Origin of the sequence: Burkholderia sp. NFPP32 (assembly GCF_900119325.1) — a bacterium.
Lineage (GTDB): Bacteria > Pseudomonadota > Gammaproteobacteria > Burkholderiales > Burkholderiaceae > Burkholderia > Burkholderia pyrrocinia_C.
On sequence record NZ_FPJP01000002.1, the window covers coordinates 296,418 to 323,083 of the forward strand.

The following is a 26,666-nucleotide window of genomic DNA, read 5'->3' on the forward strand; positions in this document are numbered from 1 at the left end:
GAAGCCGGCCGATCTCCGGTATAACAGTCATTCGATACCGCTATCCGGCCATGTCCGATCCGCTCCTGCCCGCCCGATTCATCACGTCCGACGACGGCCCGTTCGTCGTCGCCGCCGTCCTGTCGCAGCGCGACCCGCGCGTGACCGCGCCTCACGCGCATGCGCGCGGCCAGCTCGTCGGCGCGCTGAGCGGGCTGGTGTCGATCGGCCTCGACGACCGCGACTGGGTTGTGCCGGCGGTCCATGCGATCTGGATTCCGCCGCATTGCCGGCATTCGCTGCGTTCGTTCGGACCGATTTCCGGCTGGTCGGCGTTCGTCGCCGAAGCGCGCTGCGCGGCACTGCCTGATACGCCGCGCGCGATCCGTGCGTCGCCGCTGCTGCGCGAAGCGGTACAGCGCGCCGCGAGCTGGGACGGTTCGGAACTGAATGACGCGCAAACGCGTATCGCAGACGTGATCCTCGATGAAATCGCTGCTTCGGAAGTCGAGTCGCTAAGCCTCGCGCGGCCGCGCGACGCGCGGCTCGTGCGCATCACCGACGCGCTCGCCACGAACCTCGCGGACAACCGGCGGCTGGAGGAATGGGCCGATTGGGCAGGCATCAGCGCACGAACGATGAGCCGCCGCTTCGTCGCCGAGACGGGGCTGACGTTCGCGCAGTGGCGTCAGCAGGCAAGGCTGCTGCGGGCGCTGGAGAGAATCGCCGACGGCGTGCCGGTGACGACGATCGCGCTCGATCTCGGGTACGACAACGTGAGCGCGTTCATCGACATGTTCCGGCGGGCACTGGGGACGACGCCGGGGCGGTATATGGACGTAGCAAGATCAGCAGTCGGAACAATGGGAAGTCAGTCGTAACCCATCCCCAGGGCTTGCGCCTGCGCGCTCAATTCCGCCAACGCATCCACGATCGCTTGATCGCATTCTGCCCCGCAACGCGTCAGGGCAACGGCGCGGACACATCGACGAGCCGCCGCACCGCGATATGGGATCGCATTCGATTCAAGCGATGTCATCCGGTCCCTTTGCGAAACCTTGTACCAATTCCCCGATTCGTAAGGCAGTGCCTCTGCGTTACTTGGCATATCTGCCACGGCCCCTCGCTCAATATGTCGTGTCACCATTCTTTTCCGTCGCTCGAGATTTACCCCTGAACTGCGCCGCGAGCCGCTCCGCACTCCTCGCCAGCAGCGTCGTATCGACCCCGACCGCGACGAACAGCGCCCCCGCTTCGAGATACCGCCGCGCCGCTGCCTCATCCGCACTCAGAATCCCCGGCGCCTTGCCGGCCGCCTTGATCGTCCGGATCGCGCCGTCGATCGCGGCCTGCACGTCCGGGTGCCCCGGATTGCCGAGATGCCCGAGATCGGCCGCAAGATCGGCCGGCCCGATGAACACGCCGTCGACACCTTCGACCCGCGCAATCGCGTCGATCGCATCGAGCCCCGCGCGCGTCTCGACCTGCACGAGCACCGCCATCTCGTCGTTCGCGCGGTGCAGGTAGTCACCGACGCGATTCCACCGCGACGCACGCGCCAGCGCGCTGCCGACCCCGCGCATCCCGTGCGGCGGATAACGCGTCGCGGCAACGGCCGCGCGCGCTTCGTCGGCGCTCTGCACCATCGGCACCAGCAGCGTCTGCGCGCCGAGGTCGAGCACCTGCTTGACGATCACCGGATCGTTCCACGGCACGCGCACGACCGGATGCGACGGATACGGCGCGATCGCCTGCAGTTGCGCGAGGATCGTCGGCACCGTGTTCGGCGCATGCTCGCCGTCGATCAGCAGCCAGTCGAAACCGGCACCCGCGACAACTTCGGCGCTGTACGGGTTCGCGAGGCCGAGCCACAGCCCGACCTGCGCGTCGCCGCGCGCGAGCGCGGCCTTGAATATATTCGAAGGAATCCGCATCGCTCGCTCACTCGAAGTAGCACTGGATCGTCCCAAGCGGGCCGTAGTCGACGCTGAACGTGTCGCCCGGCCGCGCCGCGCACGGCCGCGTGAACGAGCCGCCGAGCACGATCTGCCCGGGTTCCAGCGCGACGTCGAAACGCGACAGACGATTCGCGAGCCACGCGACGCCGTTCGCCGGATGATTCAGCACGCCGGCCGCGACGCCCGTTTCCTCGACCACGCCGTTGCGCGACATGATCGCCGCGACCCAGCGCAGGTCGACGTCCTGCGGCCGCACCGGCCGGCCGCCGATCACGACGCCCGCGTTCGCCGCGTTGTCGGCGATCGTGTCGAACACCTTGCGCGGCCGTTTCGTATCGGGGTCGATCGACTGGCTGCGCGCGTCGATGATCTCGAGCGCGGGCACGACGTAATCGACCGCGTCGTACACGTCGAAGATCGTGCAGTTCGGGCCCGAAAGCCGCTTGCCGAGCACGAACGCGAGTTCGACCTCGACGCGCGGCACGATGAAACGACCGGTCGGGATCGTGCCGCCGTCCGCGAAGAACATGTCGTCGAGCAGCGCGCCGTAGTCGGGTTCGTCGATCTGCGACGTGTTCTGCATCGCCTTCGACGTGAGGCCGATCTTGTGCCCCTTCAGCATGCGGCCTTCCGCGAGCTTGAGGGTCACCCACGCGCGCTGGATCGCGTATGCGTCGTCGATCGTGATGTCGGGATGGTCGAGCGAGATCTGGCGGATCTGCTTGCGCTCGCGCTCGGCGTCGTGCAGACGTTGCGCGAGCTGGTCGATGATGGCGGGTTCGAGCATGGTCGGATCGGGAATGGGGTCAGCCGGCTCGCTTGTAGCGGGCGTGGATGTTGTTGTGCTTGTACGAGCCGCTTTCGCTGAACTCGGTCAGTTCCATCGACAGCGCGAGATAGCGTTTCGCGTACAGCTCGGCGAAATGGGCCTTGATCGCGTCGAACAGCGCATCGCACGCGGCTTTCTTCGTGTCGTCGCTGCGGCCCGAGCCGATCTTCAGCGTCACGTGGACGAACGCGTCGTCCTCCGTGCCGTCGGCGACGCAATAGTCCTGCAGCTCGATCGCGCGCGACCGGATCCCGCCGGTCGGGAACACGCCGCCCTGCGCGATCAGTGTTGCATTGATCGTGCGCAGCAGCGCGGGAATGCGCGCGTCGTCACGGATGTTCGAGGTGTATTCGACGACGATGTGAGGCATGGCAAGTCTCCGGTCGGATGTTCGATGCGGGGCCGCGGCGTTCAGGGCAGCGGGAAGATCGCGTTGATCTGCCCGGTGCCCGAACTCGCGAAATAGTCGGTGACGATCTCGACCGGCTTGTCGTAACGATCCCAGCCGAGCAGGCCGAGCAGCATCGCCGTGTCGTGCATGCCGCCTTCGCCGTGGCAATGCGTGTTGTACTCGGGCAGCATCGCGCAGAACGTCTTGAAATCGCCCTGCTTCCACAGCTCGACCACGCGCAGGTCGACCTGCCGGAAGAATTCGCGGCTGATCTGGTGGATCGATTCCTCGGGGCTGCCGTTATCGTTGAAGCGGTGCGACAGCGAACCGCTCGCGAGGAACGCGACGTTCGCATCGCTCTTCTCGATCGCCTCGAGCAGCGCCTCGCCGAAGCGCCGGCTTTCGTCGAGCGTGTGCCACATGCACCAGCCGGCGATCGACACGACCTTGAAGTGCTGGTCGCAGTTCATGTAGCGCATCGGCACGAGCGTGCCGTATTCGAGTTCGAGGCTGTCGATCTCGTGTGCGCGCGTCGCGATCCCGTGTGCGCTGGCCGTCTCTGCAATCAGCCGGCCGAGCGCCGGATTGCCCGGATACGCGTACTGCATGTCGCGGATGAAATGCGGCAGCTCGTTGCTCGTGTACGTGCCCGAGAACCGCGCATTGCAGTTCACGTGATAACCCGCGTTGACGAGCCAGTGCACGTCCGACACGACGATCGTGTCGACACCGAGCGCACGGCAGCGCTCGCCGATCAGTTGATGGCCGCGGATCGCCGCTTCGCGGCAGCCGTGATGCCTGCCGGGCATTTCCGACAGGTACATCGACGGCACATGCGTGATCTTCGCGGCGAGGGACAGTTTTCCCATCGTTAAGTCTCCGTATCGTTCGTTCTTGCGGCGAAACGACCCGCGCCCGTTACACGCCCCAGCGCGGAATGTGATGCGAACCCATCGAGATACACACGTTCTTGATCTCCGCGAACACCTCGAAACTGTACTCGCCGCCCTCGCGCCCGGTGCCCGACTCCTTCACGCCGCCGAACGGCTGGCGCAGGTCGCGCACGTTCTGGCTGTTCACGAACACCATCCCGGCCTCGATGCCGCGCGCGAGGCGATGCACCTTGCCGACGTCCTGCGTCCAGATGTACGACGCGAGGCCGTACGACGTGTCGTTCGCGAGCCGCAGCCCTTCTTCCTCATCCTCGAACGGAATCAGGCACGCGACCGGCCCGAAGATCTCTTCCTGCGCGATACGCATCCGGTTGTCGACGTCGGCAAACACGGTCGGCCGCACGAAGTTGCCGTTGTGCAGATGCTCGGGCAGGCCCGCCGGCTTGTCCGCGCCGCCCGCGACCACGCGCGCGCCTTCCTGCTCGCCGATGCGGATGTAGCCCGTCACCTTCTCCCAGTGCTGGCGCGTGATCATCGCGCCGAGCTGCGTGGCCGGATCGGACGGATCGCCGACCACCAGGTTGTTCGCGCGGCGCGAAAATTCCTGCACGAAGCGGTCGTAGATCGTGCGCTGCACGAAGATCCGCGAGCCCGCGGTGCAGCGTTCGCCGTTGATCGAGAAGATCGTGAACAGCGACGCGTCGAGTGCACGATCGAAATCCGCGTCGTCGAAAATCAGCACCGGCGACTTGCCGCCGAGCTCCATCGAATACTTCTTGAGGCCCGCACGCTCCATGATCCGCTTGCCCGTGACCGTGCCGCCGGTAAACGACACCGCACGCACGTCCGGATGCCGCACGAGCGCGTCGCCGGCGCTCGCGCCATAGCCCTGCACGACGTTCAGCACGCCGGGCGGAATGCCGGCTTCGAGCGCGAGCCGGCCGAGCTGGTCGGCCGTCAGCGGCGACAGCTCGGACATCTTCAGCACGGCCGTGTTGCCGAGCGCGAGGCACGGCGCCGTCTTCCACGTAGCCGTCATGAACGGCACGTTCCACGGCGACACCAGCGCGCACACGCCGACCGGCTGGTACAGCGTGTAGTTCAGCATCTGGTCGTCGACCGGATAGGTGCGGCCGTTCATCTGCACGCAGACTTCCGCGAAGAAATTGAAGTTCTCGGACGCGCGCGGAATCAGCTGCTTGCTCGTCTGCGCGATCGGCAGGCCGGTGTCCTGCGTCTCCAGCGCCGCGAGCATCGGCACGTTCTTCTCGATCAGCTCGCCGAGCTTGCGCATCAGCTTCGCGCGCTCCTTCGCGGGCGTGTTCGCCCATTTCGGGAATGCTTCCTTCGCCGCGCGCACGGCCGCGTCGACTTCGGCCTCGCCGGCCGACGCGACGTCGGTGATCACGTCGCCCGTCGCGGGGTTCAGCGTCGTGAAGGTCTCGCGGCTCTCGACTTCGCGGCCGTCGATCCAGTGCTTGATGGTCATGGGTTCTCCTTGGGCGACGGGCTCAGCCGGCGCGATAGTAGTCCGCTTCGGCGACGATCGTGTTCACGAGCCTGCCGATCCCTTCGATTTCGGTCACGACCTCGTCGCCCGGCCGCGTGTCCGCCACCCCCTCGGGCGTGCCGGTCAGGATCAGGTCGCCCGGCGAGAGCGTCATGAAGCTGCTGATGTGCTCGATCAGCGCCGGCACGTCGAAGATCATGTCGCGCGTGCTGCCGCGCTGCGTCTCCCGGCCGTTCACGGTCGTGCGCAGGTTCAGGTCGCCCGCGTCGCCGATCTCGTCGCGGCTGACGAACCACGGCCCGAGCGGCGTGCAGGTGTCGCGGTTCTTCACGCGCAGGTTCGGGCGGTAGTAGTTCTCGAGATAATCGCGGATCGCGTAGTCGTTCGCGACCGTATAGCCGGCCACATAGTCGATCGCATGCGCGCGGCTCACGTTGCGCGCGGGCCGGCCGATCACGACGGCCAGCTCGCACTCGTAGTGCATGTGGGTGGCATCCGCCGGGCGCACGGTGCGCGACCGGTGGCCGATGAACGTGTTCGGCCCCTTCAGGAAGATCAGCGGCTCGCTCGGCGCGTTGAACGCGAGTTCCTTCGCGTGGTCGGCGTAGTTGAGGCCGAGCGCGAACGTCGTGCGCGGCGCGACGGGCGGCAACCATGCGACCGTCTCCTCGGCAACCACGCGCCCCGTGTCGAGGCGGATCGCGCCGTCGCCGGCCGGTTCGGCCGCATGCAATGCGCCGTTGTAGATCACGCGCGCCGTCTTCATCGTGTCTCCTCCGCAATCAGCGTATGCCGCAGCGTGCCGATGCCGGCCGCGGCGATCTCGATCGTGCTGCCCGCACGGGCGCGCGGCGCGCCGCCGGCGACGCCGAGCAGCAGCACATCGCCGGCGTCGAACGACATGAACGCCGTCACGTCGGCGATCAGTTCGCGCACCGGGCGAATCAGCGTCGCGGTCGACGCCGATGCGGCCACCTCGCCGTCGATCCGCACGGTCAGTGCGAGCGCGTCGACCTCGGCCAGCGCGGCGGCCGGCACGATCGCCGGGCCCAGCGGGCAGAAACCGTCGCGACACTTGAAGCGCACGGCCGGACGGTAGTAATCGGGATGCGGCACCGACACGTCGCTCGCGAGCGTGAAGCCGTGCACGTAGTCGAGCGCCTGTGCGGCCGGCACACGCGTGGCGCGCCGGGAGAACACGACGGCCACCGACGCGCCGATCTCCAGCGCATCGACACCGGCCGGCACGACGACGGCCGCGCCGTCGGCCGCATGCGTGTTGGCCGGCTTGATGTAAAGGATCGGCGCCTGCGGAGGGCGACCGTAAGGCGGTGCGTTCACCGCGTCGCCGAGCGCGTCGAGCGCCGTGCGCTCGTTCAGCAGCGCACCGTAGACGGTACCGATGGCGACCGGCAACGGCGGCGCCGCGGCGGTCGTGCAAGACAGCTCCATGCGTCATTCCCCTGCCGCGCGTCGCGGCGCATCGTCAATACTTAACATCTTAAGTAAACAATCGGGTGCTGGCAACCTCGATTACCCTGATACGCGAAATTCACCACCTTCGGCTGTTAAGATTGATGCGTCCCCGTCCACTGTCCACCCCGATGAACCGTACGCTCGACCATCGCAACCTGGCCATGCTGCTGCTCGAAGCCCGCGAAACGCTGATGGGCCTGTTCCGCCCCATTCTCAAGGAATTCGCGCTGACCGAACAGCAATGGCGGATCATCCGCGTGCTCGACGGCGAACCGGCGCATGCACTCGAAGCGGGACAGATCGCGCGGCGCTGCTGCATCCTGAGCCCGAGCCTCACGGGCGTACTGGAACGGATGGAGCGCGACGGGCTGATCACGCGCACGCGCGCGCAGGAGGATCAGCGCCGGCTGCTGGTCAGCCTGACGCCGCAAAGCAGGAAACTCGTCACGGAAATCGGTCCGCGCATCGACGAGCAATACCGGCAGCTCGAGTCGCGCTTCGGCCAGGACGGCCTGGAAGACATCTACCGCGCGCTCGACCGGCTCATCGAACTCGGCGGCAACGCGTGATGATGGCGCCCGTTCCCGCCAGCCGCGGGAACGGGCGCCGGTACAGCGCGGGCGGTCAGTGCAGCGCGCCGCGCATCAGCTCGGTCACGGCGACGCCGCGCGACGTGCGCATGCATTCCTCGACGTAATCGATGAACGGCAACGGCTCGAAATCGATTTCGTCGCGCACGCGACTGTTGTCGAACACGCGATCGACCGTCGCGAATTCCGCGCAGCGCTGCAGCGCCCGGCCGATCACGCGCTCGAGTGCCGGATCGGGCCGCCCGAGCACCTCACGCACCACCAGCGGCAGCTCGGCCGGCGCGCACGCAGCGTAGCGCGGCGCCCCGGTCATCCCCGCCGCCTCGTCCATCGCGCGCACGATCTGCGCGACCTGCGGCGCCTCGTCGCCGGCCGACACGTGATAGAGGTCGTGCGCGAGCGTCGGCTTGACGGCCAGCAGCATCGTCGCGCGCGCCACGTCGTCCACCGACACGATGTCGATGCGCGTCATCGGCCGCGCGGTGAAGCGGCGCGCGGCATGCGCAAGCCGGAACATCCAGAACGAATTCGGCGCGGGCCGCGTGCCGAGCACCGTATGGCCGACGACGTGCGATGGCCGCACGACGACGAGCGGCAGCCCGAGCGCGCGCAGGCGCTGCTCCGTTTCCGCCTTCGCATGCAGGTAGTCCGCCGCGAGCACCGCGCCCGGCAAGCCTTCGCCGTGTTGCGCGACATCGTTCGCCGCGTCGTCCGCCACGACTGCTTCGTGCACGATTCCGCCGCGCCCCGCATGCGCATAGGCCGTGCCGACGTAGACGAAGCGCTGCAGACGCGGCGCCCGTGCGAAGCGTTCGGCGAAGCGCACCGAATCGGCGATGTCCGCCTGCAGGTGCGCGCCGTCGGCCGGCGACGCATGGCCGGCGCAGTGGATCACGTGCGTCGCGCCGGCGAGGCGAGGCGCATCTGCGCCCTGCCACACGTTGCCGAGCGCGCCGACGATCACGTTCGCGTCGGTCAGGCGCGATGCCCAGTACGGCGCGAGCCCCGCGCGCAGCGCCGCTTCGCGCAGCCGCGCGACGGCGTGGCCGCGGTCCTGCGCGCGCACGACGCACACGATGCGTTCGAGCAGCCCTGCATTGACGAGCGCCGTCAGCACGGTACTGCCGATGAAGCCGGTCGCGCCGGTCAGCACCAGCCGCCCGACGTTCGCCGCCGCGACCGGTGCGCTGGCCGGCGACACGAGGCTCGTCCGCCAGTTCAGCGACAACGCGGTTTTCCAGATCAGCACGATAGTCTCCTTCGAAGAGTCGGCCGGGCGGCGCAGCGCCTGCGGTTGCGGGCTGCGCACGGCTCACCGGCCGGGCCGGGGCCGACGCGCGCCCCGGCGGTCCCGATCGGGCGTGCGGCCCGCGATCGCGTCGATCGCACCTCTGGCACGAGGCGGCGGCAGCAGCCGAGGACGGGCGTCCGCGGCACAGGATCGGGAAGCTCCCAGTGTGGGGCCCGATCGCGTGCAAGTCTGTCCCGAAAGTTTCGTGAAAGTGTGCCGATTTGTGCGCGATTGTTGGAGTGTGTCGTTCCGGCCGTGCCGTCAAAACGCTGAAACATCGGGGCGGACCGCATTCCGGCGGTGCCGGATTGCGTCGATCGGCCCGGTTTCGGCGGCGGCCCGCGCGCGACAGATCGACGCGCCCCGGCCATGTCATCCCATGTCTCGAACGTCGCCGATGCGCGCGTCGACACCGCAATCGCCGATGCCACGTGCGTTTGCGCGCGCCGCCGAAATGTCCGTGAATCGTCAGACGTCGTTTCATCTGAAACCGCAATGGACTCGATATGGGTTTATTGCGGATTATCACTTGCGTTTCACACCAGTCTATCTAGACTGTTCAAGTCCAAACGGTCAAATTCGTCCTTTCTTTCAGGAGACGATCCAATGCGCCTCACCATTCGAATTAATGGCAGCGAATCGGCAACCAGGCAATCCTTCGCGGTACTGTGGGTGGATACCGACGAGGGACTGTGGTCGCGTGAGGCACATCAGGGCATCGATCTTCCGACCTGGGGCAAGGTCCGCGACGTCGAGGGCGCAATGGCGCTCTGCGCGGCCGACGGCGGAAAAGCCGTATGCCAGTTGAAGGGGCTGTCGTTCGGTGCGACGCAGCGCGAACAGGGCCCCGCCGTGCTCGCCGGCAATCACCCCGGCGCGTGGCGGCTGCAGGCCGTCGATCGCTGCACGACCCAGCCGGAATACCGGGAATTCATTTCCGTCGCCCGATAGAAAATTTTTTACGGAAAACGTCTGCGGTTTTCGGGTTTATTCCAGTTTTCAGAGATAGTCATTTCGATATTCAGTATTAACAGCGCCTCATTCTGGGGCGTTTTTTATTTTCCGCTATTAAAGAAATAACCGAGGGCCGGGCAATTGATCGCATACCGACGACGGCCGCGATCGACCGCCAGCGGACACCGCACGCCCGGATCGAGACACCGCCGAGCGCCCGTCGATCATCGTCTGCTGCGGCGGCGGAAATCCGCTCGCGCCCCACCTTTCCGGCATCACCTTTCAGCGCTTGCCGGATGACACCGCCCGCCTTTTCACGGGGCCGGAACATACTTTCCCCACACGGCGTTTACTCATTTATTACAATCGCATTATTCAGACTGACCTGCCGCCGTCCGGCGGCCCGACCCGGCCATTGCATGAGCGTGAAAAAGAAGACCCACCCCGCCGATCCGTACTCGGCCGCGACGAAGAATCCGATGCTCGCGTCGCGCCTGCCGATGTGGCGCTCGAAGCTGGTCGTGATCGTCGTGTTCCTCGCGTTCGCCGCGCTGCTCGCGCGCGCCTTCTGGGTGCAGGTCGCGAACCAGGATTTCTACGTCGGCCAGGGCCAGAAGCGCTACCAGCGCACGATCGAGCTCGACGCGATGCGCGGGCGCATCGTCGATCGCAACGGCGCGATGCTCGCGGTCAGCCTGTCGACCTATGAAATCTGGGCGAACCCGAAACAGGTCGCCGATACCGACTATCCGCAGATCGCGAAGCTGCTCGACCTGCCGCTCGGCGAGGTCAAGCGGCGCCTCGGCAACGACAAGACGTTCGTGCTGCTCAAGCGGCAGGTCGACGCGGACACCGCGGGGCGGCTCGACAAGCTCGCGATCGACGGCATCACGCAGATCGCCGATTCGAAGCGCTTCTACCCGGAAGGCGAATCCGCCGCGCACGTGGTCGGCTTCACGAACGTCGAAGACAAGGGCCAGGAAGGCGTCGAACTCGCGGCGAATGCGCGCCTGTCGGGCACGTCCGGGCAGCGCGAGGTGATCCGCGACCGGCTCGGCCGCATCGTGTCGGACACGCGCCCGCTCGTTCCCGCGCAGCACGGCGCGACGATCGAGCTGACGATCGACCGCCGGATCCAGCAGCTCGCGTTCAGCCAGCTCAAGGCGGCCGTGATCGAGAACAACGCGATCGCCGGCAGCGTCGTCGTGCTCGATGCACAGAACGGCGAGATCCTCGCGCTCGCGAACTACCCGACCTTCGACCCGAACGACCGCGCGCGCCTCACGGGCCAGCAGTTGCGCAATCGCGCGGTGATCGACACGTTCGAACCCGGCTCGACGATCAAGCCGCTCGTCGTCGCGCTATCGATCGACGAGCGCAAGGTCACGCCGAACACGATCATCAACACATCGCCGGGCACCTACAAGATCGGCCCGGCCGTGATCCACGACACGTCGAACCACGGGTCGCTGACGGTCTCGCAGGCACTGCAGAAATCGAGCAACGTCGCGCTCGCGAAGCTCGCGCTGAACCTGCCCGCCGAAACGATCTGGAACAAGTATCAGGAATACGGGATCGGCCGCGCGCCGGAGCTGACGTTCCCGGGCGTCGCGTCGGGCCGGCTGCGCGGCTACAAGCGCTGGCGGCCGATCGAGCAGGCGACGATGGCGTACGGCTACGGGCTGTCGATGTCGCTGCTGCAGATCGCGCAGACCTACACCGCCTACGCGGGCGACGGCACGCTGCACCCGGTATCGCTGCTGAAGAACGGCACCGACCAGCAGACGATCGACGCGCACCGCGGCCACCGCGTGACGTCGCCGCAAACGGCCGCCGCGATCCGCTCGATGCTCGAGATGGCGGTGGGCGAAGGCGGCACGGGGCGCCGCGCGCGCGTCGACGGCTACCGGATCGGCGGCAAGACGGGGACCGCGCGCAAGCAGGTCGGCGCGACCTATGCGAAGGGCAAGTACCGCGCGCTGTTCGCGGGGATGGCGCCGATGAGCGACCCGCGCCTGATCGTCGCGGTGATGATCGACGAGCCGCGCGGCAAGGGCTACTACGGCGGCACGGTGGCCGGCCCGGTGTTCGCGTCGGTCACGAGCGGCTCGCTGCAGTTGCTCGGCGTGCCGCCCGATGCGCCGGTCGAACCGGAGAAGCCGCAGCCGGCCAAGGCGGTTGCACCGCCGAAAACCGTTGCGGCGCCGAAGGTGGCGGCTCAATCGAAAACGGCTGCGGCGCAGAAGGCCCCCACTCCGACGAAGACGGCCGCGCAATCCGGCACGAGCGTGCCGGCGAAGGCAGCGGCAAGCTGAAGCCGCCGGGCGGCCGATGCGGCGTACCGCACCGCCCGCCATCTCCGTCCCCTCGCTTTCATCCCACTTTTCAGGAACGCTCTGCATTATTTGAGCGTTCCCACTGCGTCCGCCTACAATTTTTTCGCGCGGCGGGCGGCCTTGCCCGTGGCGCCCGACTACAACAATGGAGAGAGACGCATGCGATTCCACTGGAAAACGCTCGTGCTGACCACCGCGAGCGTCACGCTGCTGGGCGGCGCCCCGGCCCGGGCTGCCGATGTCACCGACGTGAAGATCGGCTTCCTCGTCAAACAGCCGGACGATCCGTGGTTCCAGGACGAATGGCGCTTTGCCGACCAGGCGGCGAAGGAAAGGCATTTCACGCTGATCAAGATCGCGGCCCCGAGCGGCGAAAAGGTGTCGACCGCGCTCGACAGTCTCGCCGCGCAGAAGGCGCAGGGCGTGATCATCTGCGCGCCCGACGTGAAGCTCGGCCCCGGCATCGCCGCGAAGGCGAAGCGCGCGGGGATCAAGCTGATGTCGGTGGACGACCAGCTCGTCGACGGCCACGGCGCACCGCTCCAGGGCGTGCCGCACATGGGCATCTCCGCGTACAAGATCGGCCAGCAGGTCGGCCAGGCCATCGCCGACGAGACGAAGCGGCGCGGCTGGAATCCGGCCGAGGTCGGCATCATCCGGCTCGCGTACGACCAGTTGCCGACCGCGCGCGAGCGCACGACCGGCGCCGTCGATGCGCTCAAGGCAGCCGGCTTCCCGGCCGCGAACGTGATCGACGCGCCCGAGATGACGGCCGATACCGAAGGCGCGTTCAACGCGGCGAACATCGCGCTCACCAAGCATGCGAACTTCAAGCGCTGGGTCGCGTTTGGCTCGAACGACGACACGACGGTCGGCGCGGTGCGCGCCGCCGAGGGCCGCGGCATCGGCGCGGACGCGATGGTCGCGGTCGGCATCAACGGCAGCCAGGTTGCGCTCAACGAGTTCGCGAAGCCGAAGCCGACGGGTTTCTACGGATCGATCCTGCTGAATCCGCGCCAGCACGGCTACCAGACGAGCATCAACATGGTCGACTGGATCACGAAAAATCAGGTGCCGCCGCCGCTCGTGCTGACGTCCGGCACGCTGATCACGCGCGACAACGAGAAGCAGGCGCGCGCCGCGCTCGGTCTGTGAGCATGCGCAAGGAGCCGACATGACACGCACCACCCTCGTGACGGGCGCGGCCGGCGGCATCGGCCAGGCGCTGTGCCGTACCTTCCTCGCGGCCGGCGACCGCGTGCTCGCGCTCGATCGCGACCGCGCGGCTCTCGACCGCTTCATCGATACGCTCGCCGACGCACGCGCGGCACCGGTCGTCGACGATCTCACCGACGCGGAGCGGCTGCGCTCGGTGCTCGAACCGCATCCGCAAGTCGACGTGCTCGTCGCGAACGCGGGCACGGCCGCGTCGACCACGTTGCGCGACACGACGCCGGCCAGCTGGCGCACCGATCTCGATTCGAACCTGACGGCCACCTACGTGAGTGTCGAAGCCGTGCTGCCCGGCATGCGCGCACGCGGGCGCGGCGCGATCGCGATCGTCGGTTCGGTAAACGGCGTGCACGCGCTCGGGCATCCGGTGTACAGCGCGGCGAAGGCCGGCCTGATCAGCTACACGAAATCGCTCGCGATCGAATACGGCCGCGATGGCGTGCGCGCGAACATCGTGCTGCCTGGCACGGTGAAGACACCCGCATGGGAAGCGCGCGTGCAGCGCAACCCACACGTGTTCGAGCAATTGAGGAAGTGGTATCCGCTCGACGATTTCGCGACGCCCGACGACGTCGCGCAGGCCGCGCTGTTCCTGTGCTCGCCGGCCGCGCGGATCATCACCGGCGTCGCGTTGCCGGTCGATGGCGGCCTGCTGGCCGGCAACCGCGTGATGGCGCAGGAACTGACGCTCGAGACGTTCTACTGAAGAACGCGGGGCCGGCGGCCGCCCGGGCCGCCGCACCCTGCCCGGTACGCGGCGCGATGCCGCGCGCCGTCAATGCGCCGCCGCTGCGACCGGCTTCACCATCCTGCCGAGCACGTGCTCGGTCATCCCGCGCGCGAGTTCGGTCTCGCCCATGAACACGGTGCCGATGCCCTCGCTCGACAGCAGCGCGGCCTCGTCGCCGCTGTTCGTGCACAGCACGACCTCGAGCGTTGGGTTGAGCGTGCGCGAGATCTCGACGATCTGCCGCACGTCGAACACATCGGGCAGCGTGACGACCAGCATCCCCGCACGCGCGATATGCGCCTGCACGAGCACGATCGGCTCGATCGCGTCGCCGGACACGGCCGCGATGCCGTCCGCACGCAGCTTCTCGACGAGCTCGCGATTCTGCTCGACGACGACATACGCGATCCCGCGCTCGTCCAGCGCATGCGCGATCCGCGTGCCGACCTTGCCGTAGCCGACGATCACGACCTGCCCCGTCAAATGCGTCTGCGGCGTCGACATCGGCAGCGCGGCGAGCGGATCGTCGCGCGCCTCGAGCTTGCGCGCGAACGCCGAATGCTTGCGGATCCACGCGAGCGCCGGATCGATCATCGCGAACAGCAGCGTGTTCATCGCGATCGAGATCAGCGCGACCGCCAGAATCAGGCTCTGCCCCTCGGCCGACAGCAGCCCGAGCGCACGGCCGAGCCCCGCGAGGATGAACGAGAATTCGCCGATCTGCGCGAGGCCCGCGCCGACCGTCAGCGCGGTATTCAACGGATAGCGGAACGCGATCACGAGCGCGACCGCCGCGAGCGTCTTGCCGACCAGCACGATCGCCGCGACCTCGATCACGTGCAGCGGCTCTTCGATCAGCACCTTCGGGTCGAACAGCATCCCGACCGAGATGAAGAACAGCACCGAGAACGCGTCGCGCAGCGGCAACGTCTCGTCGGCCGCGCGCCGGCTGAATTCCGACTCGCGCATCATCATCCCGGCGAAGAACGCGCCGAGCGCGAACGACACGTCGAACAGCTTCGCCGCGCCGAACGCGATGCCGACCGCGGCCGCGATCATGCACAGCGTGAACAGCTCGCGCGAACCCGTGCGCGCGACGAGCCACAAAATGCGCGGGAATACGCGCTTGCCGACCACGAGCATCAGCGCGATGAACGCCGCGACCTTCAGCATCGTCACGCCGAGCGTGCCCCACACGCTGCCGCCGGCCGCCTGCACATCGCCGGGCGGCGTGCCGCCGAGCAGCCCCGCGACGGGTGGCAGCAGCACGAGCACCAGCACCATCACGAGATCCTCGACGACGAGCCAGCCGACCGCGATGCGCCCGTTGACCGTCTCGACGAGCCCGCGCCCCTCGAGCGCGCGCAGCAGCACGACGGTACTCGCGACCGACAGCGCAAGCCCGAACACGAGCGCCGCGCCGAGGCTCCAGCCCCACGTGAGCGCGAGCCCGCCGCCGAGCAGCGTCGCGACGGTAATCTGCACGACGGCGCCCGGCAGCGCGATCTTGCGCACCGCGAGCAGATCGCCGAGCGAGAAATGCAGGCCGACGCCGAACATCAGCAGCATCACGCCCACTTCGGCGAGCTGCTGCGCGAGCGACAGGTCGCCGACGAAACCGGGCGTGCCGGGGCCGATCACGATCCCGGCGAGCAGATAGCCGACGAGCGGCGGCATTTTCAGCAGCGACGCGAGGTAACCGAAGATCATCGCGAGACCGAAACCGGCCGCGAGCAACGCAATCAGGCTGACGTCATGGGGCATCCCCCCTCCCGAGTTCTTGTAACTATTTAGTAAGGTTCAAGAGTGGAAGGATAAGGGATGAGGCGGAACAATGGCGCGCCGCCGTGAAAATTTCACGCGGTGGCGCGCCTTTGCGGGGTGCAACCCCGGTGGAACGGCAGGCGCCGCGCGGGCTCGGCGGCGCCTTGAAGCGGCTCGGACAGACGGGGCTGGCGCCCCGCCGCCCCGTCAGCGCGACGCTTGCGGGAACCGCGCGCCCGGCGGCGGTTCCGGTCGGGTCGACGGCACGCTCTTGCGCACCTTCGCGACCTGCGCGGCCGTCACCGGCGCGCCCGTGTTGCCCCAGCTCGTGCGCACGAAGTTCGACACGTCCGCGACTTCCTGGTCCGACAGGCGCCAGCCGAACGGCGGCATCGTGAAGGTCGACGGCGCGGTGTGCGTGCCCTGCAGCGCGCTGCCCTCCAGCACGACGTGGATCAGCGACGTCGGATCGCCGCCCTGCACGACCGGGTTGCCGGCGAGCGCCGGGAACACGCGCGTGTAGCCGTGGCCGTCGCTGCGGTGGCACGCCATGCAGTTGTCGCGATAGACGGCCGCGCCCGGCTTGCTCGCGTCGCCGGTCTGCAAGGCCTTCGCGGCGGCCGCGTCGTACACGTGCGGCTGCTCGCCCTGCACGCGCGGCGACAACGTCTTCAGGTAGCGCGCGATCGCATTCAGGTCGTCGTCGGTCATGTGCTGCATGCTGTGGCCGACCACGTCCGTCATCCCGCCGAACGCGGCCGTGCGCAGCGTGCGGCCGGTCTTCAGGAACTGCACGATCTCGGTTTCCGTCCACGTGCCGAGCCCGGTGCGCGGCTCGCCGCGCAGGCTGGTCGGCACCCAGCCGTCGATCGCCGCGCCGCCGGCCAGGAAGTCCGGGCCGTCCGCGTCGGTCAGCCCGCGCTCCTGCATCGTCGGCGCGCGCGGCGTGTGGCACGCGCCGCAGTGGCCGAGACCCTGCACGAGATACGCGCCGCGCGCGACCGCCGGGTCGGTGTACGGCGCCGCGTCGAACGGCTTCGGCGACGGCGCGAACATCTTGCGCCAGATCCCGAGCGGCCAGCGCATCGACAGCGGCCACACGATGTCGACCGCGCGGTTCTCGTGCTCGACGGGCGCGACGCCGTGCATGAAATACGCGTACAGCGCCTTCATGTCGTCGTCGGTGAGGCGCGCATAGGACGGGAACGGCATGGCCGGATACATCGTGTCGCCGTTCTTGCGCACGCCCTCGCGCACCGCGCGGGTGAAGTCGTCGAACGTCCAGCCGCCCAGGCCCGTTTTCGGGTCCGGCGTGATGTTCGTCGAATAGATTCCGCCGATCGGCGTGTCGAACTTCAGCCCGCCCGCGAACGGCTTGCCGCCGCTCGCCGTGTGACATGCGATGCAGTCGCCCGCGCGGGCCAGGTATTCGCCGCGCTTGACGAGGTTCGCGTCGGCGGATCGAGCCGCGGGCGCGGCCGCGGGGCCCGAAGCCGCCGCGGGCGCAACCGCCGGTTGCGCGAAAGCCGCGGTGCCCGCGAGGCCGAACGCGGCCCAGGCCGCGCCGGCCGCCAGCGCGCGCCGCACCGGGGAAAGGCGGCGCGCGGCGTTGTGGTTCATCGTCCTCTTCATGCGGTCACCAGCGGGGCGGGATTCTTCAGGTATTGCTCGCGGATCGCGCGTGCCGACCAGTAGGCCAGCGCCGCGATGATCCCGGTCGGGTTGTAGCCGATGCCCTGCGGCAGCGCCGACGCGCCCATCACGAACACGTTGTGCACGTCCCAGCACTGCAGGTAGCGATTCAGCACGCTCGTCTTCGGGTCGGTGCCCATGATCGCGCCGCCGACGAGGTGGGTCGTCTGGTACGCGCGCGAATCGAAGTGCTTGCCGAACTCGCGCGTCGACACGCCGATCGCCTTCGGCCCCATCGCCTCCGCGATCTTCTTCATCTGCCCGGTCACGTACTGCGCCATCCTGATGTCGTTGTCCTTCCAGTCGAAGGTCATCCGCAAGAGCGGCTGGCCGTACGAATCGCGATAGGTCGGATCGAGGTCGAGATACACGTCGCGGTACGACATGTTCGTGCCGTGCGCGTCCATCGAGATCGTGTGCGCGTAGTAGTCCTTCACGGACTTCTTCCACGCCGAGCCCCACTGCGGCGTGCCGGGCGGCGTCGCGATACCGCTGATCGGCTTCGCGCCGGCCTGGTTCACCCACAGCGGCGAGCCGCCGACGAAGCCGAGCGGGCCGTGGTCGAAGTTGTCCGCGTTGAAATCGTCCACCGCGACGCCGTTGCCGCCCGCGCCGATGAACGGGTTCGTGTAGGTGTCCTTGTCGAAGAACGCCTTGATCGTCGACAGGTTCTGGTACGCGAAATTGCGGCCGACCACGCCCTCGCCCGAGATCGGGTCGTACGGCTTGCCGATGCCCGACAGCAGCAGCAGGTGCACGTTGTGGTACTGGAACGCGGCGACGATCACGAGATCGGCCGGCTGGTGCACTTCGCGCCCGGCCGGGTCGACGTAGGTGACGCCCGTCGCGCGTTTCTTCGTGTCGTCGAGGTCGACACGCAGCACGTGGCACTTCGAGCGCAGCTCGAAGTTCGGCGCCTGCTTCAGCGCGGGCAGGATGTTCAGGTTCGGCGACGCCTTCGAGTACATGTAGCACGCGTAGCCGCTGCAGTAGCCGCAGAAGTTGCACGGGCCCATCTGCACGCCGTACGGGTTCGTGTACGGGCCCGACGTGTTCGCCGACGGCAGCCGGTACGGATGCAGGCCGAGCGACTGCGCCGCATCGAAGAAGCGCTGCGCCGAATAGGTATTGAGCTGCGCGGGCAACGGGAAGTCGTTGCTGCGGTTCGCTTCGAACACGTTGCCGTCGCCGACCACCTTGCCGCCGACCTTGTACGCCTGCCCCGACGTGCCGAACACCTTCTCGGCGAAATCGAAATGCGGCTCGAGCTCGTCGTAGCTGACGCCGGTGTCCTGGATCGTCATCCCGGCGGGGATGAACTTCTTGCCGTAGCGCTCTTCATAGTGGCTGCGCAGGCGCAGCTCTTCCGGCGTGATCCGGAAGTGCACGCCCGACCAGTGCAGCCCCGCGCCGCCGACGCCCTCGCCCGGCAGGAACGCGGCGAGCTGCCGGTACGGCAGCGCGGTGTCCTGCACGCCGTGGCGGATCGAGACGGTCGTCTTCGACAGGTCGACGAACAGCTTCTTGCGGACGTTGTAGGTCAGCTCGTCGATCGTGTTCGGATACGCGCCGTCCGGATAGGTGTCGCGATACTCGCCGCGCTCGAGCGCGACGACCTTCAAGCCCGCTTCGGTCAGTTCCTTCGCGAGAATCGCGCCGGTCCAGCCGAAGCCGACGATGACCGCATCGACATGCGGCTTTTTCTCTGCGGCCATCAGGTGCGCTCCCCGTTGATCGAGACGGGGCCGTACGGATAGGGCTTGCCGTTCTGGTTGACGAAATCCATGAAATCCGCGCGCGCGCCCGGAAAGCCGATCATCTTCCACGCGGCCATGTCGTGATTGCCGCCGTGCACCGGATCGCAGAAGTAGCCTTCGCGCGTGTTCTGCAGCAACTGGCCGAAGAACACGCCGGGCGGCACGTCGTCGATCTGCGCGCCGCCCTTCTCCAGCGCGCCGAGTACGGTGTCGCGCGTCGGCGCGTCGAGATCCGCGAACGCGTTGCCGTGGGCCTTTTCGCAATAGCGGTTGACGGCCGCGATGCCGAGCCGGTAGATGTCGCGCGGCACGAGCTTCAACTGGTAACCGAGCTCGGGCACGCCCTGCTGGAACGGCCCCTGCATGTACCACGTCGCGCCGTGCGCGTACGGCGTCTCCATCTGGCGGTCGATGAATTCGGGCACGCCCGATTCGAGCGCGCCAGGGCCTTCGGCGTCGGCCGGAATCAGCCGGTCGACGGCAGCCTGGACAAACGCCCACTCCTTCGCATCGAAGAAGGTCGGCTTGTACGGGGCGCGTTCGGCGTTGGCCGAGGCGGCGGGCGCGTTGCCGGCCGTCGTCGCGGATGGCGACGACGCGCGCAGGTCGCAGCCGGCGACCGACGCGATCGGCACGAGCGCGACCGACGTGCGCAGAAAACGGCGGCGCGAGTTGGGTTTGTCAGGTGGCGTGGACATGGTCGGATGTTGATCGTTGGGGATCGGGGCCGGACGCGCGCATTCCGTATGCAGCGGGTCCGGCACGGCAGCCATGCCGCATGCGGCTGGCCGTCCTGTTCATTCGTGTGTTGCGAACAACCTCGATGCAGACACCGGCCGCGCGATGCGCGGCGGCGCCGTCATGCAGCCGCGTGCATGCCGGTTCCGGCGGCGCGGATCGACCTCTTCGCGGGTCTTATCGTCGGACAAATACCGGCCTGTCGGCCCGGATCTGCCCGCCACCGCCATGACCGTGTTCAACCTGGACGCCGCGTTTGCCACAGCAGGCGCGACGCGCACGGCCCTCTTTCGGGTCCGGCGACGAGTGCCGCGAATTATATATGGAACCGGTTCCATTGCTAGACGGTTCGATGCAATTCAATGCGTCGAAAATTGCAACAATTGAAAAATCCGGTAGCGGGAATGCGCAAGGATGGCGCGCTCGCCGGCCGAGCCGCGCGCCGGGCAAGGCGATCGGCCTGCGTCGGGCGGAACCGACGGCTGTCTCTTTCCAGCCACGCGGCGCAACGCGTCGGTGCCGGTTTGCACGGTGCTCTGGTAGCCTCCGCGCCTCATGAATATACGGAAGAACAAACCGCCGGTGCATCTGTCGCCGGACATCCGGACTGCATTGGCCGTCGGCACACGCTACGGCGTGCCCGCGATTCTCGAAGTCGATGCGCAGCGCATGCACCGGCAAGGCCGCACGTTCTTCGTCGCCGAAAACGGCGTATGGCTGACCGACACCGTGCCGGCCGAATATCTCACGCAGATCGACACGCCGGCGCGGTGAGCCGCACGCCGCTCACCACGGCCAGAACATCGACGCGAGGGACAGCGCAAGCGCCGCGCAAAGCGGCGAGTAATACAGCGTGTCCATCCGCGCGAAACGCGACCCGCGAACCCGCTTGAAGAAGCCGACGTAGCGGAAATCGCCGACGGCCCGCACCGCGAAGATCAATGCGAGCGCAACGACCGCGAATGCGATCGTGCCGGGATACGCGTTCCGCCCCAACCAGCCGGCACGCGCGGCGACCACGCATGCGCCGGCCAGCAGCGCCGCCGCGACGGCAAACGTGCCGACGGCGGTCGGCCGCAGCAGCGGCATGCCGTCCTGTTCCGGAATGGCCGCACGCTTGCCGAGCCGCCCGCCAAACGCCCAGTAGACGTGAACGAGCGCAATCGCGCAAAGCGTCGGCACGCTGAAATACGCGCCGGTCATGTCGGTAAATGTCCTCGTCTCGTTGTCTCGTTGTCTCGTCGTTTTGCCGGAAGATTCCGGCACGCGGCCCCGGCCCGCGACACGCAAGACGATACCGAAACCCGGCATCGCGTGCATTGCGGCGTCCGGTCGCAACCCGCCGCAGTGCGTGCTGCGGTGCAATGCGCAGACATCGTGGTGCCGGCCGTCCGCTTGACTTCCCTCAACGCACTACTACGCTGGTATTCCAGTACTGCGGTCGGCATGCCCCTGCGCAACCGGCCGCACGCGCATCGTTCGCCGCGCGGCGCAGATGCACGACAACGATAACGAAGGCCATGGAGGCGACTCATGCTGATCGGTGTGCCGAAGGAGATCAAGAACCACGAATACCGCGTCGGCCTCACGCCGGCCGGCGCGCACGAACTCACGCGGCACGGCCATACCGTGCTCGTCCAGCGCGGCGCGGGCACGGCGATCGGCCTGCTCGACAACGACTACACGGCCGCGGGCGCATCGCTGTGCGACGGCGCCGACGAAATCTTCGCGCGCGCCGACATGATCATCAAGGTCAAGGAGCCGCAGCCGGCCGAATGCGCGATGCTGCGGCGCGGCCAGATTCTCTATACCTACCTGCATCTCGCACCCGATCCCGAACAGGCGGCCGCGCTCGTGAAGTCCGGCGCCGTCTGCATCGCGTATGAAACCGTGACGGCGCCCGGCGGCGGCCTGCCGCTGCTCGCGCCGATGAGCGAGGTGGCGGGACGCATGTCGATCCAGGTCGCGGCGACCCACCTCGAAAGCCCGCGCGGCGGCCGCGGCGTGCTGATGGCCGGCGTGCCCGGCGTGCCGGCCGCGCACGTGGTTGTGCTCGGCGCGGGTGTGGTGGGTACCGGCGCGCTGCAGATGGCGGTCGGCCTCGGCGCGCGCGTCACCGTGCTCGACAACAACGTGAACCGCTTGCGTCAGCTCGACCTCGTCTTCGCCAACCGGATCACGACCGTCTGCTCGAATGCGCATACGATCGACGAAGCCGTGCGCGAAGCCGACGTCGTGATCGGCGCGGTGCTCGTGCCCGGCGCATCGGCGCCGCGGCTCGTCACGCGCGACATGATCGCGACGATGCGCACGGGCGCGGTCGTCGTCGATGTCGCGATCGACCAGGGCGGATGCTTCGAGACCTCGCGTGCGACAACGCATGCGGACCCGACCTTCGTCGTCGACGGCGTCGTGCACTACTGCGTCGCGAACATGCCCGGCGCGGTCGCGCGCACGTCGACCTTCGCGCTGAACAACGCGACGCTCGGGCATGCACTCGCGCTCGCCGACAAGGGCTGGAAGCAGGCGATGACCGACGATCCGCACCTGCGCGCAGGCCTGAACGTCTGCGACGGGCACATCACGTACGAAGCGGTCGCGCTGGCGCTCGGCTTGCCTTATGTGCCGGCCGCCGGCGTGCTGGCATGACATGAACGCACGGCTGGCAGCACGCGTTGCCGGCCGTCTTCACGCCCCCTTCGACCGGCTCCGCTTCGACCCGCCGCCCCCACCCATCGTGCGCGCGAGCAGCGGCCGCAGTTGCGCGAGCGTGCGCGTGTTGAGCACGTCCGGCCGCGAGAGCCAGCCGCGTCGCGCCTGATCGACGCCGTACGCGAGGTTGTCGAGTTCGTCCGCACTGCACGCATCCGAGCCGACCGCGACCGGCACGCCGGCCTTCGCGGCCTCGCGGCACCAGATGTCCGGCAGGTCGAACCGCCGCGGCTGCGCATCGAGTTCGACGAAGCAGCCGCGCGCCGCGGCCTGCGCGATCACGCGCGGCACGTCGAGCTCGCATGCGTCGCGCTCGCCGAGCATGCGGCCGGTCGGGTGCGCGAGTATCGTGAAATACGGATGGTCCATCGCGCGCAGCATGCGGTCGGTCTGCGCGGCGCGCGACAGGTCGAAGCCGTCGCGTACCGCGCCGACGACGAGATCGAGCCGGCCGAGCATCGCGTCGGGTATGTCGAGACTGCCGTCTTCGAGAATGCCGGCTTCCACGCCCTTGAGCAGCACGAAATCGTCGAACGACGCATTGACGCGATCGATCTCGTCGAGCTGCCGCGCGAGCCATTCGAAGCTGTTGCGGCCGCCGTCGGCAGGCGGTGCCCGGTCGGTGATGGCCAGGTACGCGAGCCCGCGTGCGCGCGCCGCGTCGGCCATCGCACGCAGGCCGTCGCGGCCGGCCGATGCGTTCGTATGCGCATGCAGGTCGCCGTGGATATGCTTGCGCTCGACCAGCGCCGGCAGCGTGCCCGCGCGCGACGCGTCGATCTCGCCGCGATTCTCGCGCAGTTCGGGCGGCACGACGTGCAGCCCGATTGCATCGTAGACCGACGCCTCCGTCGTGCCGGCAATCCGCTCGTCGCCGCGAAACACGCCATATTCGTTGATCTTCAGCCCGCCGGCCTGCGCGATCCTGCGCAGCGCGATGTTGTGCGCCTTCGATCCGGTGAAGTAGACGAGCGCCGCGCCGAACGCATCGGCGTCGACGACGCGCAGGTCGACCTGCAACCCGCCGTCGAGCACGACGCTCGACTTCGTCTTGCCGTGCGCGAGCACGCGCGCCACCTTGTCGTAACCGACGAACGCGTCGGCGACGGCCACCGGATCGCATGCAGTGGCCAGAATGTCGAGATCGCCGACCGTCTCGCGGCGGCGGCGAAAACTGCCGGCCGGCACGACCTTGCCGACGCCGGCCACCGCGCGCAGGCATTCGAGCAACGGCGTCAGCGCTTGCTCGGCAGCCGGCAGCAGGAAACGCTGCGGTTCGCGCTGCAGGCGATCGTCGATCGCTTCGAGCAGATGCGCTTCGGTTTTCGCGCCGAAGCCCGGCAACTCGCGCACGTGCCCGCTCTTCGCTTCGACGCGAAGCTGTTCGAGCGAATCGACGTGCAGTGCGTCATGCAGCGCCTTCACGCGTTTCGCGCCGAGCCCCGGCACGTCGAGCAGCTCGACGATCGCGCCCGGCAGCGCGTGGCGCAGCGATTGCTGCAGTTCGCAGGTGCCGGTCGCGGCGATCTCGCGCAGCTTCGACGCGAGATCGGCCCCGATCGACGGAATCTTTCCGAGATCGTCGCCGCTCGCGATCATCGTCGGGATGTCGCGCCCGTAGTCGGCGATCGTACGCGCGGCGTTGCGGTAGGCACGCACGCGGAACGGATTGGCGCCCTGGATTTCGAGCATGTCCGCGATCTCGGCGAACACGGCCGCGCACTCGGCATTGTGGATCGGCATGATCGGCGTGGCTCCCTTCCACGTGGATGGCGCCGCACGCGTGCGCGACGGCGTCTGCCCGCCCGGCGCCGCATGTCGACGCCGCCGGGCGCCCGTTCGTCATCCTACGCCGGCCGCGCATCGCGTGCAGCGCGAAAACGGGATCGCGAGCGCGACGTCAGTCAGAGCGATGCGCGCGGTGTCGTCGCGTAGCGTCGCTCGTAGACCGACTGGCAATGCGTGCAGCGCTCGGCGGTCGGGCGCGCGAGCAGGCGCTCATAGTCGACCGGCGCATCGCAATCGATGCATTCGCCGTAGCTGCCGTCGCGCATTCGCAGTTGTGCGCGTCCGATCGCACGCAGTTCGGTCAGCTTCATGCCGATCAACGCATGATCGACGTCGACGAACAGATCCGCGTTCGCCTCGTCGCCCTCGTCCGGCGACGCACCGGCAAGATCTGCATAGGATTCCGACGCGCGCTGGTCTTCGCTCGTGCGGATCTCCGCACGCAGCGTCTGCTCGCTCTCCTTCAGCCGCTGTTGCAGCATCTGCCGTTGTTGTTGGTCGAGCGCCATGGCCGTCTCTCCTGTTCCGGGTTCCGCGCGGAAAGTGTGGCGCGCGGTGTCGCGCCGGTGCGCGGCGGATAGACACGACCGGCGCCGCCGCGCCCGGATATGCGCCCGGACGCATGCAGCGCCGGATGCATTCGACGCAGGATAAACCCATTGAACACGCGTGTGTTGACCGGAATCAGCGCGGCGCTCGCCGCATGCTCGCGGAAACTGGGGACGGACGCAAAAACGCGCCATCGCCGGATTCGTCTGATGCAAACGCCGCGAAGGATCGCTCGATCCGCAGCGCAACATGACGTCATCGCGCGTCAGGCATCGGCACGAACGATGTCGAGCAATGCGCGCGCCGAGCGCTGCCAGCTGTAACGCTGCGCATGCTCGCGGCCCATCGTGCGCAGCCGCGCACGCAGTTCGGGATCGTCCATCACGCGCGCGATCGACGCCGCGATATCCGGCGGCGAATACGCATCGCAGAACAATGCCGCTCCGCTGCAGACTTCCGGGAGTGCGCCCTCGTGCGACACGACGACGGGGCAGCCGCACCGCATTGCCTCGAGCGGCGGCAGCCCAAACCCTTCGTACAACGATGGAAATACGAAGCAGCCGGCATGCTCGTACAGCGCCTTCAGTTCGCCGTCGGTCACGTAGCCGGCCCACGTGATGTACGGGTCGTCTTCGCGCAAGCCGGCCGCCCGTGCGCCGAAGATCTTCGCATTGGCGCCGCCCGCGATCACGAAGCGCAGCGTCGGATGCGACTCGCGCATCAGCGCGATCGCGGCAAGCGCGCGCCCGAGATTCTTGCCGGGTGCGAGCGACCCGACGAACAGCACATAGCGGTCCGTCTGCAGATTCAGCCGCGACAGCACGCCGGGGTCGGCGTCGATCCGGTCGATATGATCGACTGCGCCCGGCACGACCGACAGGCGTGCGGGCGGCACGCCAAGCCGCGCAGCCAGCCGCGCCCGCGAAAAATGCGAGACCGTCACGATATGGCGCGCGCGCCGCTTCAGGATCGAGAACGCAAAGCGATACCACAGACGGAACGCGAGCGAATAACCGGCCGGCAGATCGAAAATCGCCGCATCGTGAATCATCAGCAGTTGATCGCGCTTCGTCAGCGGCCCGATGTTGCACAGGCTCAGCAAGGTCCGGCCGCGCGTCGTGCGCGGCAGCGTCCATTGTTCCCAGAGCGCGCCGTGGCGGCGACCGGAGGTCTGCGACCGCGCACCGGCCGGCAATGCCGCCGGATCGTGATCGGACGGCACGACCAGCGCCGGTGCATCGTCGGCGTTCGCGATGCACGCGAGCTCGGCCGTCAGTTCGTATGCCACCCGCTGAACGCCCGTCATGCGCTGCGCAGTGAATTTTCCGTTGATTGCGAGGCCGCGCAACCGCGCGGTGTGCGCGGCTGCGCCGACGCCCCGTTTCACGTGCGCTTCCTGCAATACAGGTGCGCCTCGCTCCCGAATCGACGTTGACATGATCGTGACTGTTCCGATGGCTGCGGCGCGATTGCGCGCCGCCGGACACCCCGTTTCG

General features: G+C 67.9%; 24 protein-coding genes. 8 read left to right on the top strand and 16 right to left on the bottom strand.

The window, feature by feature from the left end:
- Positions 1–50 precede the first annotated feature (50 nt).
- Entirely contained in the window at positions 51–860 is an 810-nt protein-coding gene (locus tag BT264_RS05670; RefSeq protein WP_072436669.1) for an AraC family transcriptional regulator, read from the top strand.
- Between the two features lie 246 nt (positions 861–1,106).
- On the opposite strand, the gene hpaI is transcribed toward BT264_RS05670, so the two are convergent.
- Genes hpaI through BT264_RS05705 form a run of 7 tightly spaced genes read right to left on the bottom strand, consistent with a single transcriptional unit; the run spans position 1,107 to position 7,012 of the window.
- Positions 1,107–1,913 carry a 4-hydroxy-2-oxoheptanedioate aldolase gene (hpaI, locus tag BT264_RS05675; RefSeq protein WP_072436668.1) on the bottom strand — a complete coding sequence of 269 codons (807 nt, stop codon included), beginning with the start codon at positions 1,911–1,913 and terminating at the stop codon, positions 1,107–1,109.
- A gap of 7 nt (positions 1,914–1,920) precedes the next feature.
- Positions 1,921–2,724 (bottom strand): 2-oxo-hept-4-ene-1,7-dioate hydratase, encoded by an 804-nt coding sequence (gene hpaH / locus BT264_RS05680; protein ID WP_072436667.1) that lies wholly within the window; start codon positions 2,722–2,724, stop codon positions 1,921–1,923.
- Positions 2,725–2,743: 19 nt separating this feature from the next.
- Positions 2,744–3,136 (bottom strand): 5-carboxymethyl-2-hydroxymuconate Delta-isomerase, encoded by a 393-nt coding sequence (locus BT264_RS05685; RefSeq protein ID WP_072436666.1) that lies wholly within the window; start codon positions 3,134–3,136, stop codon positions 2,744–2,746.
- A 41-nt stretch (positions 3,137–3,177) separates the two neighbouring features.
- The gene (gene hpaD / locus BT264_RS05690) at positions 3,178–4,026 is read right to left on the bottom strand and encodes a 3,4-dihydroxyphenylacetate 2,3-dioxygenase (RefSeq protein ID WP_072436665.1); all 849 of its coding nucleotides are present in this window, start codon (positions 4,024–4,026) and stop codon (positions 3,178–3,180) included.
- Between the two features lie 49 nt (positions 4,027–4,075).
- A complete protein-coding gene (hpaE, locus tag BT264_RS05695; protein ID WP_072436664.1) occupies positions 4,076–5,539 on the bottom strand; it encodes a 5-carboxymethyl-2-hydroxymuconate semialdehyde dehydrogenase in 1,464 nt (487 codons plus the stop codon).
- Positions 5,540–5,561: 22 nt separating this feature from the next.
- Entirely contained in the window at positions 5,562–6,326 is a 765-nt protein-coding gene (locus tag BT264_RS05700) for a fumarylacetoacetate hydrolase family protein (protein ID WP_072436663.1), read from the bottom strand.
- On the bottom strand, positions 6,323–7,012 hold the full coding sequence (locus BT264_RS05705; RefSeq protein WP_072436662.1) for a fumarylacetoacetate hydrolase family protein: 690 nt from the start codon (positions 7,010–7,012) through the stop codon (positions 6,323–6,325). The genes BT264_RS05700 and BT264_RS05705 overlap by 4 nt, the downstream gene beginning before the upstream one ends.
- 152 nt (positions 7,013–7,164) lie before the next feature.
- On the opposite strand from BT264_RS05705, the gene hpaR reads away from it, so the two are divergent.
- Positions 7,165–7,605: a homoprotocatechuate degradation operon regulator HpaR gene (gene hpaR, locus BT264_RS05710; protein WP_034179682.1), complete on the top strand. Its 441-nt coding sequence runs from the start codon at positions 7,165–7,167 to the stop codon at positions 7,603–7,605.
- A 55-nt stretch (positions 7,606–7,660) separates the two neighbouring features.
- On the opposite strand, the gene BT264_RS05715 is transcribed toward hpaR, so the two are convergent.
- Positions 7,661–8,875, bottom strand: a complete 1,215-nt coding sequence (locus tag BT264_RS05715) for an SDR family oxidoreductase (protein ID WP_072436661.1) — start codon at positions 8,873–8,875, stop codon at positions 7,661–7,663.
- Positions 8,876–9,523: 648 nt separating this feature from the next.
- On the opposite strand from BT264_RS05715, the gene BT264_RS05720 reads away from it, so the two are divergent.
- The 4 genes from BT264_RS05720 to BT264_RS05735 all read left to right on the top strand — a co-directional run bounded on the left by BT264_RS05720 (position 9,524) and on the right by BT264_RS05735 (position 14,146).
- Positions 9,524–9,868, top strand: coding sequence for a DUF3564 family protein (locus tag BT264_RS05720; protein WP_072436660.1), 345 nt, complete (start codon positions 9,524–9,526; stop codon positions 9,866–9,868).
- Between the two features lie 422 nt (positions 9,869–10,290).
- Positions 10,291–12,186, top strand: a complete 1,896-nt coding sequence (locus BT264_RS05725) for a peptidoglycan D,D-transpeptidase FtsI family protein (protein WP_072436659.1) — start codon at positions 10,291–10,293, stop codon at positions 12,184–12,186.
- A gap of 180 nt (positions 12,187–12,366) precedes the next feature.
- On the top strand, positions 12,367–13,362 hold the full coding sequence (locus BT264_RS05730; RefSeq protein WP_072436658.1) for an arabinose ABC transporter substrate-binding protein: 996 nt from the start codon (positions 12,367–12,369) through the stop codon (positions 13,360–13,362).
- Positions 13,363–13,381: 19 nt separating this feature from the next.
- Positions 13,382–14,146 carry an SDR family oxidoreductase gene (locus tag BT264_RS05735; RefSeq protein WP_072436657.1) on the top strand — a complete coding sequence of 255 codons (765 nt, stop codon included), beginning with the start codon at positions 13,382–13,384 and terminating at the stop codon, positions 14,144–14,146.
- Positions 14,147–14,215: 69 nt separating this feature from the next.
- On the opposite strand, the gene BT264_RS05740 is transcribed toward BT264_RS05735, so the two are convergent.
- The 4 genes from BT264_RS05740 to BT264_RS05755 all read right to left on the bottom strand — a co-directional run bounded on the left by BT264_RS05740 (position 14,216) and on the right by BT264_RS05755 (position 20,081).
- Positions 14,216–15,934 (bottom strand): cation:proton antiporter domain-containing protein, encoded by a 1,719-nt coding sequence (locus BT264_RS05740; protein ID WP_034179686.1) that lies wholly within the window; start codon positions 15,932–15,934, stop codon positions 14,216–14,218.
- Positions 15,935–16,141: 207 nt separating this feature from the next.
- Entirely contained in the window at positions 16,142–17,566 is a 1,425-nt protein-coding gene (locus BT264_RS05745) for a cytochrome c (protein ID WP_072436656.1), read from the bottom strand.
- On the bottom strand, positions 17,563–19,341 hold the full coding sequence (locus BT264_RS05750; RefSeq protein WP_072436655.1) for a GMC family oxidoreductase: 1,779 nt from the start codon (positions 19,339–19,341) through the stop codon (positions 17,563–17,565). Before BT264_RS05750 ends, BT264_RS05745 begins: the two co-directional genes overlap by 4 nt.
- Positions 19,341–20,081 (bottom strand): gluconate 2-dehydrogenase subunit 3 family protein, encoded by a 741-nt coding sequence (locus BT264_RS05755; protein ID WP_072436654.1) that lies wholly within the window; start codon positions 20,079–20,081, stop codon positions 19,341–19,343. The genes BT264_RS05750 and BT264_RS05755 overlap by 1 nt, the downstream gene beginning before the upstream one ends.
- Positions 20,082–20,676: 595 nt before the next feature.
- Between BT264_RS05755 and BT264_RS05765 the strand changes: the two genes are divergently transcribed.
- Positions 20,677–20,895 (top strand): RNA 2'-phosphotransferase, encoded by a 219-nt coding sequence (locus BT264_RS05765; RefSeq protein ID WP_072436653.1) that lies wholly within the window; start codon positions 20,677–20,679, stop codon positions 20,893–20,895.
- A gap of 12 nt (positions 20,896–20,907) precedes the next feature.
- Here BT264_RS05765 and BT264_RS05770 read toward each other — a convergent pair whose 3' ends face one another.
- Entirely contained in the window at positions 20,908–21,324 is a 417-nt protein-coding gene (locus BT264_RS05770; protein WP_072436652.1) for a DUF3995 domain-containing protein, read from the bottom strand.
- Positions 21,325–21,654: 330 nt separating this feature from the next.
- Between BT264_RS05770 and ald the strand changes: the two genes are divergently transcribed.
- On the top strand, positions 21,655–22,770 hold the full coding sequence (ald, locus tag BT264_RS05775) for an alanine dehydrogenase (RefSeq protein ID WP_072436651.1): 1,116 nt from the start codon (positions 21,655–21,657) through the stop codon (positions 22,768–22,770).
- Between the two features lie 39 nt (positions 22,771–22,809).
- Here ald and polX read toward each other — a convergent pair whose 3' ends face one another.
- From polX to BT264_RS05790, 3 genes are all read right to left on the bottom strand, one after another.
- Entirely contained in the window at positions 22,810–24,576 is a 1,767-nt protein-coding gene (polX, locus tag BT264_RS05780; RefSeq protein ID WP_072436650.1) for a DNA polymerase/3'-5' exonuclease PolX, read from the bottom strand.
- Between the two features lie 161 nt (positions 24,577–24,737).
- Complete coding sequence (locus BT264_RS05785; protein WP_034179693.1) at positions 24,738–25,130, bottom strand: TraR/DksA family transcriptional regulator; 393 nt, start codon at positions 25,128–25,130, stop codon at positions 24,738–24,740.
- 305 nt (positions 25,131–25,435) lie between these two features.
- The gene (locus BT264_RS05790) at positions 25,436–26,608 is read right to left on the bottom strand and encodes a glycosyltransferase family 4 protein (protein WP_072436649.1); all 1,173 of its coding nucleotides are present in this window, start codon (positions 26,606–26,608) and stop codon (positions 25,436–25,438) included.
- Between the last annotated feature and the right edge of the window lie 58 nt (positions 26,609–26,666).